The organism is Pseudonocardia sp. P-1 (genome assembly GCF_058111925.1).
This window is the reverse complement of record NZ_JBYJZH010000002.1, coordinates 88,949-106,192: the sequence shown is the minus strand read 5'-3', so window position 1 is coordinate 106,192 and position 17,244 is coordinate 88,949. Positions and strand designations below refer to the sequence as shown.

The window sequence follows — 17,244 nt, the reverse complement described above, 5'->3', positions numbered from 1 at the left end:
CGCTCAGCCCTCCAGCTCGGTGGCCGAGTCGGTCATGTCGATCCGCTGGGCACGGTAGATGGCGGTGACCACGGCGAACCCCATCGCCATCTCGATCGCCATCGCGGTCACCACCGCCACCACGATCACCTGGCCGTCGGAGGCCGGGGCGAGGAAGTACCAGAACGCGGCCGCGGCCAGGATGATCCCGTTGATCATCAGCTCCAGGCCCATCATCAGCATCACGATCGACTGCTGGGTCAGTGCGCCGAACAGCCCGATACACAACAGTGCGGCGGCCACGAGCAGGAACGCCTCGAGGATCATCGACCGACACCCCCACCGGCCGGGTCATCGGCTCGCTCGGCGTCGAGGTCGTCGCCGAGCCGGTCGTAGCGGCCACGCCCGGTGGACAGGACCACGGTGGCCACGATGGTGGCGAACAGCGTCACGCCGAGGGTCATCATGGTCAGCATGTGGCCGCCCATCAGGGCCTCGCCCAGCGCGACGGTCGGATCCGGCGCAGGCACACCACGGCGCTGCGGCCAGTCCACGACGAGGATCCCCGCGGCCAGTCCGGTGAACACCAGGCCCGAGATGACGGCCGCGCCGCGGGTGTTGTGAAACATCGACATCGGCATCAGCCCGGCCGGGTTCATCATGAACATGACCATGAACACGGCCATGATCACCATCTCGATGATCATCATCAGGATGATGACGACACCGAGGTAGGCCAGCCCGGTCATCAGCACCATCGCGGCGACCGCGAGGAACGACACCAGCAGGCAGAACGTTGCGCGCGCCATCGAGTCGACGACGAACACCAGCACACCGGAGGAGATCGCCAGGAGGCTCAGCACGCAGAACACGGCGAGAACCATCTACATCCCTCCCCTGGCCAGCACGACAAGTGCGACCACGAGCGCCTGCACGATCGTCAGCGGTACGAGCACGATCCAGGAGATCTCGGCCCAGCGGTCCATCCGGATCGTCGGGAGCCGGTGGCGCAGCCAGACCAGCACGACCAGCACCGCGGCGGTCTTGAGTAGCACCCACGCCCACGCAGGTAGCCACGGCCCGTGACCGCCGCCGAGGAACAGCGGGACCGCCATCGCCGCCGCGGCCACGAGCAGCAGCCGGCGCCCCCCGGCGAACAGCAGCCGGTCCACACCCGCGAGCTCCGAGCCCGCGCCCCCTGCGGTGTCGCGGGCGACCGGGGCATCGAACGGCCCCCAGAACGCCATCGCGGCCGCGCTGAGCAGATAGGCGACGAACGCCGCCGGCATCAGGACGACGAACCACAGGCCGGCCTGGGCGTCGACGATGTCGGTGATCTGCAGGCTGCCCGCGGCCAGGGCTGCGGTGATGATCGCGAACATGTGCGGGAGCTCGTAGGACAGGCCCTGGGCGACGAACCGGTACCCGCCGACCAGCGACAACGCCCCGTTGGGCCCCCACCCGACCAGCCACACCGCCGCCCACGCGACGACCTCCATCGCGTTGAACCACACGACGCCGACCGACAGGTCGACCAGCGGACGTTCACCGAGCGGGACGACCGCTGCCGCCAGCACCGCGGCGACGATCAACGACACGATCCCTGCCCACCGCAGCAGACCATCGGCGGCGAGCGTGCTGCGCCGCTGGCCGACCAGCAGCCGCACCGTGGCGCGGACCGGTTCGACGGCGGCCGCGGCGGGCCCGACGGGTCGCCCGGCGGCCCGGCCCGCCAGGGCGCCGTCGAGTGCGGCGAGGAACCAGACGGCGGCGATCATCAGGGCCGGGAGCAGCAGGGTCGTGGCACTCATCGTTCGCCCGGCTCCCGGTCGCGGAGGCCGGCGGGGGTCGCTGCGCCGTCGACGTCGGGATCGAGTGCCGCGACCAGCAGCCGGGCGGCGGTGAACTCCGCTCCCGCGAGACGCCCGCCGAGCTCGGCGAGGACCGGACGCTCCGGCTCCCCGACCGTCCGCCCCGCGGCGTGCGCCTCGATCCGGGCGAGGCGACGCTCGAGCAGCTCGGCCACGTCCACGCCGTCACCGAATTCCACCCTGCGCAGCATCAGCCGCAGTACGCGGGACCGCCGGACCAGGCGCAGCAGCCCAGAGAGGCCGTCGGCCGGTTCACCGGCCCGGGCACGGTCACGGAGGTCGCGTGCCCGGGCGGCCGGGCCCGGCCAACCGGCGACGGCGAGGACGCGGGCGACCACATCGAGGTCACGTACCGCCGCAGCGACCGGCGCCGAGGGTCGCAGCTCGGCGACGTCGAGGACGCGGGCCTCGGCCGAGGAGATCACGTCGCCCTGCAACTCGACGTCGATGACCAGGCCGGCCGGCCAGTCCGGGAGCACCGGACCGAGCGGCAGATGGAGCACGTCGAGTGCCAGACCGTCCCGATCCTCCGCGACGTCGGCCATGGCCAGGCCCCCGGGCAGCGGCATGTCCATGTGGTGATGCTGGTGGTCGCCGGCGTGGCCCGAGTCGTCCTCGTGGCCGGAGCCGCTGTCCGCGTGCTCGGCGTGATCGCGTTCGTGGTGCTCGTGCCGGCCATGAGCGGTATCCCCGCCCTGGTCGGGCGGCTCACCGTCGCCGGCATGGCCTGAGTGCTCGTTGAGGTGGGCTTCGTGACCAGCTGCGTGCGTATCCTCGCCGTGCTCGCCGTGCTCGCCGTGCTCGCCGTGCTCGCCGTGCTCGCCGTGCTCGCCGTGCTCGCCGTGCTCGCCGTGCTCGCCGTGCTGTGCGAGGTCGGCGTGTGATTCGTCCGCCACGTCGGAGACGGCAGCGGCAGCTATGGCTTCCTCGCGAGCAAGTCGAACATCCGCCAGCCGTGCGGGGAGCCGATCGAGCAGCCGCTCGAGGTGCGCGATCGTAGCGTCGTCGCCGAGGTCGAGCCGAACCCGTGGCGCGGGGATCCCCCGCCAGAGGCTCTCGACGACCTCACCCAGCTCAGGTCCCGGATGCCCGGCGACGAGCAGCACATCGGCCTCAGCTGGGCTCGTCGCCTCCGGCCACCCGCGCCGCCTGAGCAGGAGTTCGGTATCCATGCGCAGCCCGGGGCGACCGGGCACCGCAACGAGCAGGACGTGCGGCACCCCAGCCGCGAACCTCAGCAGGACGGCAGTCAGGTCCATCGCAGGGCCCCTTCGCGCCACGCGTAGACGACGCCGGCGAGCAGGATCGCGAGAAACAGGAACATTTCGACGACCGCCGCCGTCCCCATCGTCGCGACGACGACGGCCCACGGGTACATGAAGATCATCTCCATGTCGAAGGCCAGGAAGATCATCGTTACCGCGTACCAGCGGACGTGAAAGCGCGAGACCGCATGCTCCACCGGCGGCGGGCCCCCCAGATGTGGCAGGCGGCCCTTCAGGACGGGCCCGACCGAGACCAGTTGAGACATTCCAATGACTACTGACACGACCAGGACGACTGCGCCCGCAAGGACCGCCAGCGGCACAAATGACTCCACCTCGCACCCCCTGATCAGCGGCAACAGGCGCGTACCCTACCCGGGCACAGCATCTGTGCAAGTCACACTGTCGTGGTCTTACCCGTTGGCGTTGCCGGTACTCGCGGCGCGGGGACCAGGGGGTGGGGGGCCACCCGCGCCGTGCCCGAGGCCACGCTGACCGTAACCCGACACAGCTGGGCCGGACACTCGACCACCTTGATGCGGGTACCCCCTAGGGGTACAGTGTGAGTGACACGAGGAGGTAGGCGATGCAGCACGGTTACGCCGACAACAAGGAAGCGCACGTCAAGCGGATGCGCCGGATCGAGGGGCAGGTCCGCGGGATCAGCAAGATGATCGAGTCGGACAAGTACTGCATCGACATCCTCACCCAGGTCTCCGCGGTCAACAAGGCACTCGAGGCCGTCGCGCTCGGCCTGCTCGACGAGCACCTCAAGCACTGCGTTACCGATGCCGCCGCCGAGGGCGGGGCGGTCGCCGAGGAGAAGATCGAGGAAGCCAGCGCCGCCATCGCGCGCCTGGTCCGGTCCTGACCGGCCCTTCACAGCCCCGACGCAGGGTGTGGCATCACCGCCCCGGGCGCCGAAGCCAACTGCGGCCCGCGCCGCGGGCCGTCACGAGAGAGGTATCCGAGCCATGAGTACCGCCACCTACACCGTCACCGGCATGACCTGCGGCCACTGCATCGCCTCGGTCACCGAGGAGATCAGTGAGATCGTCGGCGTGACCGATGTGGCCGTGGATCTGCCGACCGGCGCGGTCACCGTCACCGGCGAGGGCGAGGTCTCCCCTGACTCCGTGCGCGCCGCAGTCACCGAGGCCGGCTACCAGGTCGTATCCGACTCCTGATCACGACCTGACCACCTACCCGGTACGGGTCACCGAGGCACGCGCTGCCCCAGCGGCGCCACCGACGTCCACCCGGATCGGGTCCGACAAGAGGGAACGATCCCATGAATACCGTCGCGCGACTTTCTGCCTACGGTGCGGTCGCTGTCCTGCTCGGCGCAGGAGCCTTTGCGACCGGATCCGCTGTCGATGTCCCGACCGCACACCTGCAGCCCGCTCCCAGCGGCGCCGCCGGTCACGCGGGCGGCTACAGCGCTCCTGCCATCGCGGACATCAACTCACCCGCGCACAGTGAGGGGGGACACCAGTGACCGCGACACTGCCGCAGCCCGGCCAGGACGTCCAGGAGATCGAGTTCGCGATCGGTGGCATGACGTGTGCCTCCTGCGCGAACCGGGTCGAGCGCAAGCTCAACAAGCTCGACGGCGTCACCGCCACCGTCAACTACGCCACCGAGAAGGCCAAGGTCTCGGCCCCGACCGGGGTCGACGCCGACCGGCTGGTCGCGGCCGTCGCCTCCGCCGGCTACACGGCCACGCTGCCGACTGATCCGGCCGCCGATGCCGGTGGCGATGCCGGTGGCGGGGAGAACGAGGCGCTGCGCAGCCTGCGGCACCGGCTGGTGGTCTCCGCCGTGCTCGCGGTGCCGGTCATCGCCATGGCGATGGCGCCAGCACTGCAGTTCGTGAACTGGCAGTGGTTGTCGCTGGTTCTCACCGTCCCGGTCTGGGCCTGGGCGGGTGCGATGTTCCACCGGGCGGCCTGGACGAACCTGCGCCACGGCGCCGCCACCATGGACACACTGATCTCCATGGGGACCACCGCGGCGATGGCCTGGTCGGTCTACGCCCTGTTCTTCGGCACCGCCGGGATCCCTGGCATGACCCACCCCTTCACCTTGTCGGTCTCCCCGACCGACGGCGCCGGGAATATCTACCTCGAGGTCGTGGCCGGCGTCATCACCTTCGTCCTGGCCGGGCGCTACTTCGAGATGCGCTCCAAGCGCCGCGCCGGCGCCGCGCTGCGCGCGCTTCTCGAACTCGGCGCGAAGGACGTCACGGTCCTGCGCGACGAGGACGGGCGCACCATCGAGAAGCGCATCCCCACCTCCGAGCTCGCGGTCGGTGACCGGTTCGTCGTCCGCCCCGGCGAGAAGATCGCCACCGACGGCGAGGTCGTCGAAGGCCGCTCCGCGGTCGACGCGTCCATGCTGACCGGCGAGTCCGTGCCGGTCGAGGTCGCCGTCGGCGACACCGTCGTCGGCGCCTGCGTCAACGCCGGGGGCCGGCTGGTCGTGCGGGCCACCCGGGTCGGCTCCGACACCCAGCTCGCGCAGATGGCGAAGCTGGTCGAGGACGCCCAGAACGGCAAGGCCGCCGTGCAGCGCCTCGCCGACCGCATCTCCGGGGTGTTCGTGCCGATCGTGATCGCCGTCGCCGTGGTGACGCTGGGCTTCTGGCTCGGCGCCGGTGTCGGCGCGACGGCCGCGTTCACCGCCGCCGTCGCCGTCCTGATCATCGCCTGCCCGTGCGCGCTGGGCCTGGCCACACCCACCGCGTTGCTGGTGGGCACCGGTCGCGGCGCCCAGATGGGCATCCTGATCAAGGGTCCGGAGGTGCTGGAGTCCACCCGACGGGTGGACACCGTCGTGCTGGACAAGACCGGCACTGTGACCACCGGCAAGATGGCACTGGCCGGAGTCCACACCGCCGACGGGGTCGACGAGGCCACCGCGCTGCGGCTGGCCGGGGCTCTGGAGAAGGCCTCCGAGCACCCCATCGCCGCGGCGATCGCCGACGGCGCGACCGAGCGCACCGGGGACCTGCCGGGCGTCGAGGACTTCACCAACCACGAAGGCCTCGGCGTGCAGGGCGTGGTCGACGGCCACGCCGTGCTCGTCGGCCGGCCCCGGCTACTCGAGCAGTGGTCGACCCCGCTGTCCGGCGCACTCGCCCACGCCGCCGCGACCGAGGCCGCGCAGGGACGGACCGCGGTCGCCGTCGCCTGGGACGGTCAGCCCCGCGCCGTGCTCGTCGTCGCCGACACGATCAAGGACACCTCCGCCGAGGCGATCGTCGAGTTCCGCCGCCTCGGGCTGACGCCGGTGCTACTGACCGGCGACAACCAGGCCGTCGCCGAGTCGGTGGCCGCCGAGGTCGGGATCGCGGCCGGCCCGAACACGGTGATCGCCGACGTCATGCCGGCCGACAAGCTGGCGGTCATCGAGCGGCTGCAGAGCCAGGGCAAGGTCGTGGCCATGGTCGGCGACGGCGTCAACGACGCCGCCGCACTCGCCCGGGCCGATCTCGGTCTGGCCATGGGCACCGGTACCGACGTCGCCATCGAGGCCTCCGACATCACCCTGGTCCGCGGCGACCTCCGCGCCGCCGCCGACGCGGTCCGGCTCTCCCGCCGGACCCTGACCACGATCAAGACCAACCTGTTCTGGGCCTTCGCCTACAACGTCGCCGCCATCCCGCTGGCCGCCGTCGGCCTGCTCAACCCGATGATCGCCGGCGCGGCCATGGCGTTCAGCTCCGTCTTCGTCGTCGGCAACAGCCTGCGACTGCGCCGCTTCCGAGCACGCGCTACCTGATCACAGCACTCCCGACAGAGGTGGTGCGGCCGGCCCGGCTGCACCACCTCCTCGTGTCGAGGGCCCGCCGCCGATCGCTCACAGGCCTGGAAAATGCGTTCCGCGACCGGGCGAGACGTGCGGATTCACGTGTCCGGTGAGCTGATGCGGGCAGGGCCGTACCCGGTGACGAGGAGTTTCCACCCGGCCGCTCCGCAACGCAGGCGCGCCGTGCAGCCACCAAGCGCCCAGCAACGAGGTCGTACCCGCGACCGCCATCGCGGCGGCCGGCGATCACCCCCGCGGCAAAGCCGATGATCAGCGGACCGAGGACGAAGGCGACCTCGGCAACAGGCCGGTCAGCGCGAGCAGGCTGCGCCGGCTGTCGAGGCCGTCCACGCCGAGGCCATCGACGTCCGTGATGATGTAAGGGCGTCAACTGGCCCCGACTGCCCAGCAGCGCGTGGCTGACAATTCCGGCAGCCAGATAGCAGAACAGCGCCGTCACCACCCGCTGCACGCCCCGGTGGGCGAGAGCCCGCCGCATAGCGCATCAGCACGGTGTCCGCTGCGATCGATCGGCCTTCATCGACGGCGTCCCGCGCCGATCGAATGGACTTGTGTCCCTTCGTCAGCACGATTCATGTCGGCTCGACGAGCCGCTCGAGGGCGGGCCGCAGGACGCGCTCCAGGTCGGCAGCCGTGGCATCCGCCACCGCCGGAACCCCCACCAGGTAGCGGCTGATCGTCAGTCCCAGCACGCACGCATTCAGCAGAGCCGCGCGCAGGGCGGCATCCGGTCCGCCGATCGTGGAGGCAACCCGTTCCTGCGCGGCGCCCATCACCTCATCGCGCAGTACCGCCTGCGCCGCAGGGTGAGTGAGGCAGCTCCGCAGCAGCGCCTCCGCCGCCGCACGCCGCTCAGGATCCTCGAAGGCAACGAGTACGTGGTCCAGCGCAGCCTGCGGCAGCTCGGTACGAGTTGCGCCGACGAGCTCGTCGACCGGCGTGCTCCACCGCGCGGCCGCGGCGAACAAGGCCTCCTTACTGCCGAAGTTCTGCATGACCAGCGCGGGATCCACGCCCGCCCGATCCGCCACCGCGCGGATGGTCGTGCGCTCGTAGCCGTGCTCGGCGAACAACGCCCTGGCCGCATCGCGGATCACCGTCTCGCTGCGTCGTCGTCGCTCGGCCCTCGTCGCAGGCCCCGCATCTCCACTCACGGCTCTCACTCTACAGACGTTGACCGAAGGAGGAAGTTCACTCTACGGTCGTTGAGTCGAACTCGTGAAGGAGACTGATGACCCCGCCCCTTGCGGCATCAGGTAGGAGCGCTCGGCGCTGGTTCGCGCTCGCGGTGCTCGCCGGAAGCCAGCTGCTCATCGTGCTGGACGCGACGATCGTCAACGTCGCGCTCACCGACATGCAGGACGACCTCGACCTCGCCCCCACCGCCCTGCACTGGGTGGTCACCGGGTACGTGCTTGCCTTCGGAGGCTTCCTGCTGCTGGGCGGGCGGCTCGCCGACCGCGTCGGCCGCCGCCGCATGTTCATCGTCGGTGCCGCGGTGTTCGGCACCGGATCGCTGCTCGCCGGACTGGCCGAGACCGCCGTCGTGCTGTTCGGCGGCCGGGTGATACAGGGTCTCGCCGCGGCCGTGCTGGCGCCCGCCGCCCTCTCCCTGCTGATGGCGGTGTTCCCGCCCGGCCGCGACCGGACCCTGGCACTGGGCGTGTGGGGAGGAGTGTCCGCCAGCGGCACCGCGCTCGGGCTGATCCTCGGCGGGGTCCTGACCGAGGCGCTGTCGTGGGAGTGGGTGTTCTGGGTCAACGTTCCGATCGCCGCGATCGCCGTCGCCGGTGCCAGGGTCGTCCTGCCCGACAGTCCTCCCGAGCAGACCGAGCGGTTCGACCTCGCGGGCGGCGTGCTCGCCACCGCCGGGCTCGCCGGACTCGTCTACGGCCTCGTACAGGCTGCCGAGTCGGGTTGGACGTCGGTGCCGGCGCTGCTCGTTCTGGTCATGTCGGTCCTGGCTCTGCTCGCGTTCGCGCGGGTGCAGGCCGTGCGCCCGCACGCGCTGGTTCCCCTGCGACTGATCCGCAACCCGACGGTGCTCGGCGGAAACCTCGTCGGGCTCATCCTCGGCGCCGCGATCTATGCACTGTTCTACTTCCTCAGCCTGTTCATGGGCGGCACCCTCGGCTACGGGCCGGTCGCCGTGGGGCTGGCCTTCCTACCGATGACGGCCGCCATCGCGGTCGCCTCGACCGCCGCGGGCAAGCTGCTCGCCCGCACCGGCGCGCGATCGCTGCTCGTCGCCTCGGCGCTGCTCGTCACCGCCGCGCTCGCGAGCCTGTCCCGCATCGCGCCCGACAGCACCTACCTGAGCACACTGCTGCCCGCCTTCGTCCTCGCCGGATGCGGCCTCGGCCTCGCCTTCGTGGCACTCACCACCGCGGCCGTCGGCTCTGCCACGCCGGGGGACAGTGGCGTCGCCGCGGCCTTGTTCAACGCAGGGCAGCAGGTCGGCGGGGCGATCGGACTTGCAGTCCTCACCGCCGTCAGCACCGCCCGCACCGCGAGCCTGACGCCCGAGGACGCGGGTCCGTCCCGCAGTGCAATCACGCAAGGCTGGTCACTCGGATTCCTTGTCTCGGCCGGCATCATGTCGGCCGGCCTACTGATCACGTTGGTGATGATCAAGGATCGGAGCCCCAACCCAGTGCCAGGACAGCGGTGACCGACTGGACGGCGGCCCTCTCTCCGGGAAGCCCATCGCGCGTGGCGATCGAGCCCACGCTGTGGGCGGCTATCCTGAACCGTCGTCACAAGGACGGTCAGCACGTGCTGCGGCAGTGGTAGGCAGGCGATGGGGAGAGGCGGGGCCGAGTGAACACTGATCCTGCAGCGGCGCACGTCTCCATCGGACTCGGCAACTTGGAGCGCGCCGTTCTCGACGCCCTCTGGGACGCCGAATCCCCGCAACTCGTGCGGGACGTGCTGGCGACCCTCAGCGACGCCGATCGGCCGTTGGCCTACACCACGGTGCAAACGGTGCTCGAGAAGCTGGTCCGTAAGGGATGGGCCCGCCGCCAGCGGTCGGGTCGTGGTTTCGCCTACATCGCCTCGACCAGCAGGGAGCAGACCGCGGCACGGCTACTGCATTCGCTGCTGCGCTCAGCCGACGAGGTCGACGCGGCGCTGCTTCATTTCGTGGGGCTGTCCTCGGACCGAGAACAGGAGGTCCTGCGGCAAGCACTCACCGACGACCACACCTGATCGGCACGGCGCATCCGGCTCCAGAGGCCACCGCTAGACGCCCCACACACAGGCGAGAAGCAGCGCCACCGTGGTAACGCCAGCAGCGACCGTCGATGACGCCACGCCACCGACGGCCACGGTGACCCGACCTGCTGTTCGTAGCACCCAACTGCGCTGTGGAGGGTTCGACGACAGGCGTCGCAATCGAGCTTCCACGGCCGTCTCCGACGCGTACAGCGCTCGTGGCGGTGCTGCCATCGCCGATGCGGCGGCGACCTTCAGCAGCGCGCCCCGCAGGACGGACCGCCCGCTGACCCGGGCGGCCTCTTCGTCTGCGACCAACTCGACCAGACGCCTGACCGCGACGGGTAGTTGCCGATACAGCGGCACGAATCGGGCGACGGCTCCCACGGCGTCGGCGAGAACGACGTGCAGGTGGTGGCGGCCCGCCAGGTGCGCCCGCTCGTGTTCCAGTACCGCATCGACCTCAGCCACTGTCAACCTGGTGCGTAGCCCCGTGGTCGCAACAATCGCATTGGCCCGACCACCCACGCTGAAAGCAACCGCGCCGGCATGTTTCACCCACAACACATCATGCTCACGATGTCCGAGCAGATCGAGCGTCTGCATGGTCGTGGTCGAGCGATCGCGGCTGGCCACGGTCCCGCGCCGGACGCGCTGCCCAAAGCGGAAGGTGAGAAGTGTCAGCGCCCCCAGCAGGCCGATCCCCACGCCCGTGTCCTGGTGTGCACTGGTCAGGCGCAAGATCATGCGGCACTGCTCGACCAACCACATCACCGGTGCGGGCCCGGCATGGCCCGGTATGAGCAGCACGGCGACTGCGAGACCGGCGCTGGTGAGGTTGCCGAGGACCATCGACCACCACAGCCACAGCAAGCACAGCGGGTCGCTGTTGGTCGACTCCAGACGCGTCAGAACACGTGGTGCGAACGTGGCGGTCAGCAGGGCTCCGGCGACCAGCAGAATCGACGTCGTCACACCACGCTCCCTGCCCCTGGATCGTCGGCGACTGGGCCGACTGACCCCCACATGCTAGCGACCACCACCGCACCGACTCCGAAGGGACGTCGGCGAGCGGGTGGTGCGATTCGTCCTCACGCCTGCGGCCCCTCCGGACGCCCAGGCCGCAGACGCATGTTCCTTGCAATAGCCCAATGATGGCTCATGCTTGCAGGCATGACCGACACGCAGGGTGGCCGGTGGGCCGTTGCACCGCGCCGGGCGCGGGGTTCACTTCTCGGTTCCGTCTACGTGGTGGGAGGTCTCCACCTGGTGGGGTGGGGGGTGCTGATCGTCGCGGTGGTTCCGCAGAACCTCAGCCTCGGATCGGAGGGAGTGTTCGATATCGGGGTGGGACTCACCGCCTACTTGCTCGGCGTTCGACATGCCTTCGACGCCGATCACATCGCGGTGATCGACAACACCACACGCAAACTCGTTGGGGACGGTCGGCGCGCCGAGACCGCCGGGTTCTGGTTCGCGCTGGGCCACTCGAGCGTCGTGTTCGGCTTGAGCGTTGCGCTTGCCTTCGGCCTGCGTGGGATCGGCGGTGCCGTTCAGGACGGCGGCTCCAGTACGATCGCGACCTTCGAGTTCATCGGCACGGTCGCCGCTGCGGTCTTTCTGATTCTCCTCGGCGTGACCAACCTCAGCGCAGCGATCCGCATCGCCCGCATGTACGGGGCTGCGCGCCGGGGCCGGCTCGAAGACAACCGACTGGAGGAGCACCTCCGTCACCGGGGCCTCGTAGCTCCCTTGCTCGGCGGCGTGATCGATCGGATCCGCTCGCCACGGCAGCTTTATCCAGTCGGGCTGCTCATGGGGCTGGGATTCGATACCGCATCCCAGGTTGCGCTCTTGGTGCTCGCCGCTGGCACCGCAGCCTGGACGGTGCCGTGGTACGCGATTCTGGTGCTACCTGTTCTATTCGCCGCTGGTATGACTCTGTGCGACACCGCGGACGGCACATTCATGGCTCGTGCCTACGGCTGGTCGTTCACAGATCCGATGCGGAAACTCGCCTACAATTTGACCGTGACGGTGCTCTCGGTCGTCGTGGCTCTTGTCGTGGGAACCATCGTACTGGCCGGCCTGCTTCGTGACCAGCTTGGCGCTTCCACCGAAACTCTCACCTTCCTGGCTGATATTGATCTACGTGGAGCCGGGATTGCTGTGGTGGTTCTATTCGGAGCAATCTGGTCGGTAGCCGTGTTGAGGCGCCGTTCTCGGCGCTCCCGTGCGCACCGTTAACGCAGCCGCCTTTTATCGATTGCTGGGCTGAAGTGTCATGAGCACCCGACGATCGCGCAGGCGGGATCGCTGACCCGACAATGCGTTGGAACAGGCACGGGCCCGGGGTCCGGGTGACTCCCCTCGAACCAGATAGACACGCGTATGGACCGGTACTGCCCGGTCAGCACGGTGTCTGACCGGACAGCACTGATCGAGCCGTCATAGCTGACGTAACGCGTGTCGGACGGCCGCGGGGCGTACGGTTTATACGGGCACGACCGTCGGCTGTCCGTTTCGGGCAGCCGACGATTTGTCCGTCCTACGGACGTGGAAGGCGCTCCCCAGGAATGGTGCGGCTACTCTGGTCAGACTCCTGCGGTTTGGCGCGCCCGTGCACGCTCCTTGTTCTCCTCGGACGCGTTGACCACTTGCACCTTGTCCCCGGTCTGCAACTCATTGAACCAGGCCTCGGCGTCCCCGAGCTCGAGTTTGATGCATCCCGCAGATGACCGGGAACGGTCTCCACCGTGGAAGGCGACGCCGCCGTCTGCGAAGAACACCGAGAACGGCATCGGTGCAGGACGGCCGTCCGGACCGTTGAACTCGCCGCTGACGTGGTCCTTTTCCTTGCGGTACACCCGGAACGAGTGCCCGATTGGCGATTCCTGTCCAGCACCACCGGTAGCGATGCGTACCGGCCCGCGGATCACCTTCCCGTCACCGATGAGCCAGGCCTGTTGTGATTCGAGATCGACGCAGGCGCGGGTCGAGACCGAACACGGCGTACCAGGGGCGGCAGGCTCTTGATGTGCCTGGGCAGCCGCGGTGTTCGAGTCGGGCGCCGCATCGGCGCCGGCGCTACCTGCAGTCACCACCACCGCGAGCGCAGCCGCGGCAGTGGCGGCGAGCGCCATCAACTTGGTGCCGTTACGAAAGTGGCGCGTCATGGATCCCTCTTTTCTGAGACCAGGAGTAGGGGCTCAGTTGCTATGACGCTCGGCAACCCATGGTGGTTGCTCGGCGAGCAGTACCCGGAACCAAGTTTTTTTCCTTGATGAACGAATGGGCAGGCTGGAACTTGCACGTGCCTGCCGAGGTACTCACGGTCCAGTCAGGCGACGTAAGAGACGACGGTCATCATGCCTGCTTCTCCGTGGTAGATATTGTGGCAGTGCGTCAGCCACTGACCGGGATTGTCCGCATCGAAGTCCACCTCGACAGTCTGGTTGGGTAGCACCAACACAGTGTCTTTTCGGGGACCCCGGCCGTCGGGGCCGACCACTTGGAAGGTGTGTCCATGTAGATGCATCGGATGGAACATCGTGGTCGTGTTGACCATGCGAAGGCGCACACGTTGGCCACTTGAGATCGGCAGGCCGCGAGCCGGATCGTATCGCTCTCCGTTGATCGTCCAATCGTAGAGGTCCCCGGGGCCGGCCAACACCAGATCGTGCACCACATCGGGCGAGCGCCGCTGTAGCGTCACCGGCTCGGCGGAAGCGAAGGTCTGTGACAGAACCGCTGACCGGGACATCAGTGCGGAGGCCGCAGCTTCGGTGTCCACCGGCGATTTCTGCGGAGTCGACAGCCTCACCGCAGCATGGTCGTTCTTGCCTTCGGCGATCCCGATCAGCACAGCCGGGGCCTCGGGAATGGTGACGACAGCGTCGATTCGCTCGCCCATTCCGATCACCACTGCCTCGACGTCGGTAGGGGCAACGGGAAATCCGTCGGTGTGGGTCACCGTCATTGGAGCGCCAGGGACACCGACACGGAAAGCCGTGTCGCCGCCCATATTGATCATCCGGAAGCGCACACGTTGACCGGGACGGACGTCGAGGGTGGTCGGCGCGGAACGTGTGCGGCCGTTGGCGACGTAGTGCGGATAGGTGGTGTCGCCGGCATCCCCGCCGAGGACGGACGACGTCGGCATCTGCATCCCACCATGGTCCCCGCCCATACCTGCCATCCCGCCCATGCCGTTGCGGAGCAGGCCGGCCAGAACCTGGTCGGGATTTTGTCCGGTGCCGTCAATCCAATCGTCGAAGATCACGACGTGCTCGAGGTCATAGTCTCCGGGCTCAGCCGGGTCGTCGATGATGAGTGGTGCATACAAGCCACGGTCGAGCTGGGTACCGACGTGCGGGTGGAACATGTAGGTACCCGCATGAGGCAGCGTGAAGAGATACTCGAACGAGCCGCCGGGGGGAATCTCGGGCTGGGTCAACACGGGGACGCCATCCATGTCATTGCGCAGGGCAATACCGTGCCAGTGGACGGTTGTCGGCTGGGGTAGCTGGTTCTCCAGGCGCACCTTCAGCGTATCTCCCACCCGAGCACGGATCTCCGGGCCGGGCAGAGCGCCGTTGTAGGTCCACGTCGACACCGTGCGTCCGCCGATGTCGATCGTGCTGGGCTGCGCCTGAAGGGTGCGTGCCAGAGTTCGGCCAGCCGTGGCTCGCCGCGCCTGCTCGGTAGCCTCGACCTCTAGACCGCCCGGGCCGATGCGATCGGTCAGCGCGACGGTTCGGGGGCTCGCCACCGACTCGCCACAGCCGGTCAGTAGCAGGCCCGCTCCAACACCGCCGGTGGTGCCCAAGAATCGCCGGCGACTCCAGGTGGTAGCACTGCGCCGACCGTTGCTCCCGGCGTCGTGGTTCATCGCCGAGCCCCCTGGCCTGGCTGTCTCCGTGGACAGTCCGCAGGATCCTTCGACGGCATGTCGGCCGCGTCCATCGCCGAGTACTCCTCTGTGTGCACTGTGGTCGGTGCCGGCAACGCGGGCAGCACCGCCCCTCGGCAGCGCATCGAAATGGTGTGCCCATGCCAGCGTATCCTACGGAGCGTAGTAGATCGCGTCGCGGCGCCCTGCAGGCGGGTCGGCCCGAACGATGCAGTCTTCGAGCAGGTACTCGGCGCCACGCCCTGGTCAACGCCCTCGACTTCTCCGCTCTCACGCCCAAGTGCACCTCCAACTACTATGGTGCGTAGGAGTTGGGGCTTGGAGGCATGATCAGCATGGGACGTAAACAGAAGCGTCGTGCCGCTCGGCGGGCGAAGCAGTCCGGTCGCGCTGGGGCGACGGCGGTCGACCTGGCTCCTGGCTTCCAATCTGGCAGCGTTGCTCCGTCGTCGGAGCTGATCAGCTCGGCCCGACCGTCGACAGGTGGCCCGCGCCGCCGTCCAGTAGCAGCGCCGAAGGTGACCGACGGCAGTGGTGTCGAGGCCGCCAGCGCGTCAGGAGCGGCCGCACTCGACGTCGACGACGGCAGTCCGAGCCGCGGGCCCAGCGCGCTCGAGGTCACGAGAGTCGGGTGCGAAGAACTGCATGACACAGACCCTCAGTCGTTGGGCCTGAGCTACACCTTCCGCGCCCCGTCCAGCGGTGCGCCCGGACCGGTCACGGTCCAGTTCGACGGTGTTCACCGCTCCTCGACCGCCGGGGCGCCAGACACCTTCACCACACACGACGTCATCGACCCGGTCCTGCCCAGCGCCGGGCCCATCACGCTCACCCGCCGTGTCGAGAACATCCCTTCCGGTGAATGGGACGTGACAGCCTCCATCGTCGCGGGGCCCGCAGACCTGCGACGGGCCTCGTCCGCCACAGCGTCCGGCCGCACGGGCTACGCCCCGGTCGTCTCGGCGAAGGCGCCCGGGACACGCTTGGGCTCCTGGCCGGGGCTGGTTGGGCTCGGTGCGGTCGTGGCCCTGGGGCTGCAGTCGGCGTTGGTGCTGCGCAGCGGTTTGCCGATGGTGGCGGTGCTGAGCACGTCGTTGCTCGCCTGCTTCGTCGGGCTCGTCGGCGCCAAGGTCTACTATCTGGTCGAACACCGAGATCGGCCACGCACAGGGCCGGCTCGATGGACGGGCATGTGCCTGCAGGGGTTCGTGCTCGCCGCGATGGCAACGATGATCATCGGTAGTGTCGTCGGCGAAGTGCCGGTCCTCGCTGTCCTCGATCTGAGCGCTCCCGCCCTCGTCATCGGTGCAAGCATCGGCCGGCTCGGATGCTGGTTCGGGGGCTGCTGCGCTGGGCGACCGACAGCGTCGCGCTGGGGTCTGTGGTCCTCTGATCGCCGCCTCGGGATGCGACGAGTCCCTACGCAGTTGATCGAAGCAAGCGCCGCTGCCGGGATCGGACTGGCGGCCGCAACAGTGGCTTGGTCAGCACGACCGGCGCCGGTCGGCGCCCTGTTCGTCGCCACACTTGCGGCCTACCTACTCGCACGCCAGCTCGTGTTTCCCCTGCGATCACTACCGCGGAACACCCGATACGGCCGTGCCGCCATCATCGTGGCAAGCGCCGTGGCGGTCACCGTCGCGGGCGGCCTGCTGGTCGTCTGATCCATGCCGAGCCGTAGGAGCAGGCGACGCGCAACCCGTCCCGGCGTCATCGCCCCCGAGCTAACAAATTGTCGAACGCCGACGGTCCCCGCCAGCCACGCTATCGACCGCGGCAGTCGTCAGCACGCAGATGTCGAACGCGCCCGATTCGACGATCCGCGATTGAGGGGCCACCGCCCAACGTCGGCGACCGGGTGCCGAACCGCTGGATGTGGTACCCCCGTCCGTGCAGTCGCTCGTTTGAGTATCCGAGGCGGTATCACATGATTGCGGCCCGCTGATCCTGTTGTTTCGGAGGTGTCTGTGCTCGAGGATGCGGACTCGCTGCCACGTCGACCGGGAAATGTACCTGCGGACCTGTGGCATTGGATCGTCGCCGAAGTAGGCATCGACGTAGCACAGCATGTCGATCCACAGGTCGCGGTCGTCCTCGCCGCACGCCTGGCCACTCGACGAGGGCCACCCGGAACGGAATCGGCTGAAGCGCTACGCCTGTGGCCGTGGTT

At 68.9% G+C, this 17,244-nt stretch carries 18 protein-coding genes; 9 read left to right on the top strand and 9 right to left on the bottom strand.

All coding sequences use genetic code 11. The annotated features are described in order from the left end of the window. Positions 1-3: 3 nt before the first annotated feature. From AC0GKK_RS27185 to AC0GKK_RS27170, 4 genes are read right to left on the bottom strand one after another with little or no spacing between them, the layout of a single operon-like run. Positions 4-306 (bottom strand): NADH-quinone oxidoreductase subunit NuoK, encoded by a 303-nt coding sequence (locus tag AC0GKK_RS27185; protein ID WP_253066750.1) that lies wholly within the window; start codon positions 304-306, stop codon positions 4-6. Beyond that, positions 303-863, bottom strand: coding sequence for an NADH-quinone oxidoreductase subunit J (locus AC0GKK_RS27180; RefSeq protein ID WP_179763237.1), 561 nt, complete (start codon positions 861-863; stop codon positions 303-305). Before AC0GKK_RS27180 ends, AC0GKK_RS27185 begins: the two co-directional genes overlap by 4 nt. Further along, the gene (locus AC0GKK_RS27175) at positions 864-1,790 is read right to left on the bottom strand and encodes a complex I subunit 1 family protein (RefSeq protein ID WP_489884120.1); all 927 of its coding nucleotides are present in this window, start codon (positions 1,788-1,790) and stop codon (positions 864-866) included. It abuts the gene before it with no gap. Further along, positions 1,787-2,425: a hypothetical protein gene (locus AC0GKK_RS27170; RefSeq protein WP_179763168.1), complete on the bottom strand. Its 639-nt coding sequence runs from the start codon at positions 2,423-2,425 to the stop codon at positions 1,787-1,789. The genes AC0GKK_RS27175 and AC0GKK_RS27170 overlap by 4 nt, the downstream gene beginning before the upstream one ends. Here AC0GKK_RS27170 and AC0GKK_RS27165 point away from each other — a divergent pair, their 5' ends adjacent. Together AC0GKK_RS27165 and AC0GKK_RS27160 are read left to right on the top strand one after the other, a co-directional pair. After that, positions 2,426-2,581, top strand: coding sequence for a hypothetical protein (locus tag AC0GKK_RS27165; protein WP_281010828.1), 156 nt, complete (start codon positions 2,426-2,428; stop codon positions 2,579-2,581). It abuts the gene before it with no gap. Positions 2,582-2,602: 21 nt separating this feature from the next. Further along, a complete protein-coding gene (locus AC0GKK_RS27160; RefSeq protein WP_489884119.1) occupies positions 2,603-2,734 on the top strand; it encodes a hypothetical protein in 132 nt (43 codons plus the stop codon). A 365-nt stretch (positions 2,735-3,099) separates the two neighbouring features. Here the strand turns inward: AC0GKK_RS27160 and AC0GKK_RS27155 are convergent, their stop codons facing one another. Then, on the bottom strand, positions 3,100-3,381 hold the full coding sequence (locus AC0GKK_RS27155) for an NADH-quinone oxidoreductase subunit A (RefSeq protein ID WP_489884168.1): 282 nt from the start codon (positions 3,379-3,381) through the stop codon (positions 3,100-3,102). A 320-nt stretch (positions 3,382-3,701) separates the two neighbouring features. Between AC0GKK_RS27155 and AC0GKK_RS27150 the strand changes: the two genes are divergently transcribed. From AC0GKK_RS27150 to AC0GKK_RS27140, 3 genes are all read left to right on the top strand, one after another. Then, positions 3,702-3,986, top strand: a complete 285-nt coding sequence (locus AC0GKK_RS27150; protein ID WP_093357462.1) for a metal-sensitive transcriptional regulator — start codon at positions 3,702-3,704, stop codon at positions 3,984-3,986. 103 nt (positions 3,987-4,089) lie between these two features. Then, positions 4,090-4,302: a heavy-metal-associated domain-containing protein gene (locus AC0GKK_RS27145; protein WP_179763239.1), complete on the top strand. Its 213-nt coding sequence runs from the start codon at positions 4,090-4,092 to the stop codon at positions 4,300-4,302. Between the two features lie 307 nt (positions 4,303-4,609). Further along, positions 4,610-6,898, top strand: coding sequence for a heavy metal translocating P-type ATPase (locus AC0GKK_RS27140; protein ID WP_489884118.1), 2,289 nt, complete (start codon positions 4,610-4,612; stop codon positions 6,896-6,898). 620 nt (positions 6,899-7,518) lie between these two features. On the opposite strand, the gene AC0GKK_RS27135 is transcribed toward AC0GKK_RS27140, so the two are convergent. Continuing rightward, positions 7,519-8,043: a TetR/AcrR family transcriptional regulator gene (locus tag AC0GKK_RS27135; RefSeq protein WP_218913774.1), complete on the bottom strand. Its 525-nt coding sequence runs from the start codon at positions 8,041-8,043 to the stop codon at positions 7,519-7,521. A gap of 134 nt (positions 8,044-8,177) precedes the next feature. Between AC0GKK_RS27135 and AC0GKK_RS27130 the strand changes: the two genes are divergently transcribed. After that, positions 8,178-9,617 carry an MFS transporter gene (locus AC0GKK_RS27130; RefSeq protein WP_179763241.1) on the top strand — a complete coding sequence of 480 codons (1,440 nt, stop codon included), beginning with the start codon at positions 8,178-8,180 and terminating at the stop codon, positions 9,615-9,617. A 149-nt stretch (positions 9,618-9,766) separates the two neighbouring features. Further along, positions 9,767-10,156 carry a BlaI/MecI/CopY family transcriptional regulator gene (locus AC0GKK_RS27125; RefSeq protein ID WP_245774002.1) on the top strand — a complete coding sequence of 130 codons (390 nt, stop codon included), beginning with the start codon at positions 9,767-9,769 and terminating at the stop codon, positions 10,154-10,156. Positions 10,157-10,189: 33 nt separating this feature from the next. Here the strand turns inward: AC0GKK_RS27125 and AC0GKK_RS27120 are convergent, their stop codons facing one another. After that, entirely contained in the window at positions 10,190-11,137 is a 948-nt protein-coding gene (locus tag AC0GKK_RS27120) for a M56 family metallopeptidase (protein ID WP_093357671.1), read from the bottom strand. Between the two features lie 198 nt (positions 11,138-11,335). Here AC0GKK_RS27120 and AC0GKK_RS27115 point away from each other — a divergent pair, with 198 nt between their 5' ends. Then, a complete protein-coding gene (locus tag AC0GKK_RS27115) occupies positions 11,336-12,409 on the top strand; it encodes a HoxN/HupN/NixA family nickel/cobalt transporter (RefSeq protein ID WP_489884117.1) in 1,074 nt (357 codons plus the stop codon). 347 nt (positions 12,410-12,756) lie between these two features. Here AC0GKK_RS27115 and AC0GKK_RS27110 read toward each other — a convergent pair whose 3' ends face one another. Together AC0GKK_RS27110 and AC0GKK_RS27105 are read right to left on the bottom strand one after the other, a co-directional pair. Next, a complete protein-coding gene (locus AC0GKK_RS27110) occupies positions 12,757-13,338 on the bottom strand; it encodes a L,D-transpeptidase (RefSeq protein ID WP_246354005.1) in 582 nt (193 codons plus the stop codon). Positions 13,339-13,502: 164 nt separating this feature from the next. Beyond that, positions 13,503-15,053 (bottom strand): multicopper oxidase family protein, encoded by a 1,551-nt coding sequence (locus AC0GKK_RS27105; RefSeq protein WP_489884116.1) that lies wholly within the window; start codon positions 15,051-15,053, stop codon positions 13,503-13,505. Between the two features lie 539 nt (positions 15,054-15,592). Between AC0GKK_RS27105 and AC0GKK_RS27100 the strand changes: the two genes are divergently transcribed. Continuing rightward, entirely contained in the window at positions 15,593-16,738 is a 1,146-nt protein-coding gene (locus tag AC0GKK_RS27100; protein WP_179763245.1) for a prolipoprotein diacylglyceryl transferase family protein, read from the top strand. Positions 16,739-17,244: the final 506 nt, after the last annotated feature.

What these genes read in the sequence shown, in the direction of transcription:
- AC0GKK_RS27185 (WP_253066750.1), bottom strand. Translation starts at nt 306, where the DNA reads ATGATCCTCGAGGCGTTCCTGCTCGTGGCCGCCGCACTGTTGTGTATC.
- AC0GKK_RS27180 (WP_179763237.1), bottom strand. Translation starts at nt 863, where the DNA reads ATGGTTCTCGCCGTGTTCTGCGTGCTGAGCCTCCTGGCGATCTCCTCC.
- AC0GKK_RS27175 (WP_489884120.1), bottom strand. Translation starts at nt 1,790, where the DNA reads ATGAGTGCCACGACCCTGCTGCTCCCGGCCCTGATGATCGCCGCCGTC.
- AC0GKK_RS27170 (WP_179763168.1), bottom strand. Translation starts at nt 2,425, where the DNA reads ATGGACATGCCGCTGCCCGGGGGCCTGGCCATGGCCGACGTCGCGGAG.
- AC0GKK_RS27155 (WP_489884168.1), bottom strand. Translation starts at nt 3,381, where the DNA reads ATGTCTCAACTGGTCTCGGTCGGGCCCGTCCTGAAGGGCCGCCTGCCA.
- AC0GKK_RS27150 (WP_093357462.1), top strand. Translation starts at nt 3,702, where the DNA reads ATGCAGCACGGTTACGCCGACAACAAGGAAGCGCACGTCAAGCGGATG.
- AC0GKK_RS27145 (WP_179763239.1), top strand. Translation starts at nt 4,090, where the DNA reads ATGAGTACCGCCACCTACACCGTCACCGGCATGACCTGCGGCCACTGC.
- AC0GKK_RS27130 (WP_179763241.1), top strand. Translation starts at nt 8,178, where the DNA reads ATGACCCCGCCCCTTGCGGCATCAGGTAGGAGCGCTCGGCGCTGGTTC.
- AC0GKK_RS27115 (WP_489884117.1), top strand. Translation starts at nt 11,336, where the DNA reads ATGACCGACACGCAGGGTGGCCGGTGGGCCGTTGCACCGCGCCGGGCG.
- AC0GKK_RS27110 (WP_246354005.1), bottom strand. Translation starts at nt 13,338, where the DNA reads ATGACGCGCCACTTTCGTAACGGCACCAAGTTGATGGCGCTCGCCGCC.
- AC0GKK_RS27105 (WP_489884116.1), bottom strand. Translation starts at nt 15,053, where the DNA reads ATGAACCACGACGCCGGGAGCAACGGTCGGCGCAGTGCTACCACCTGG.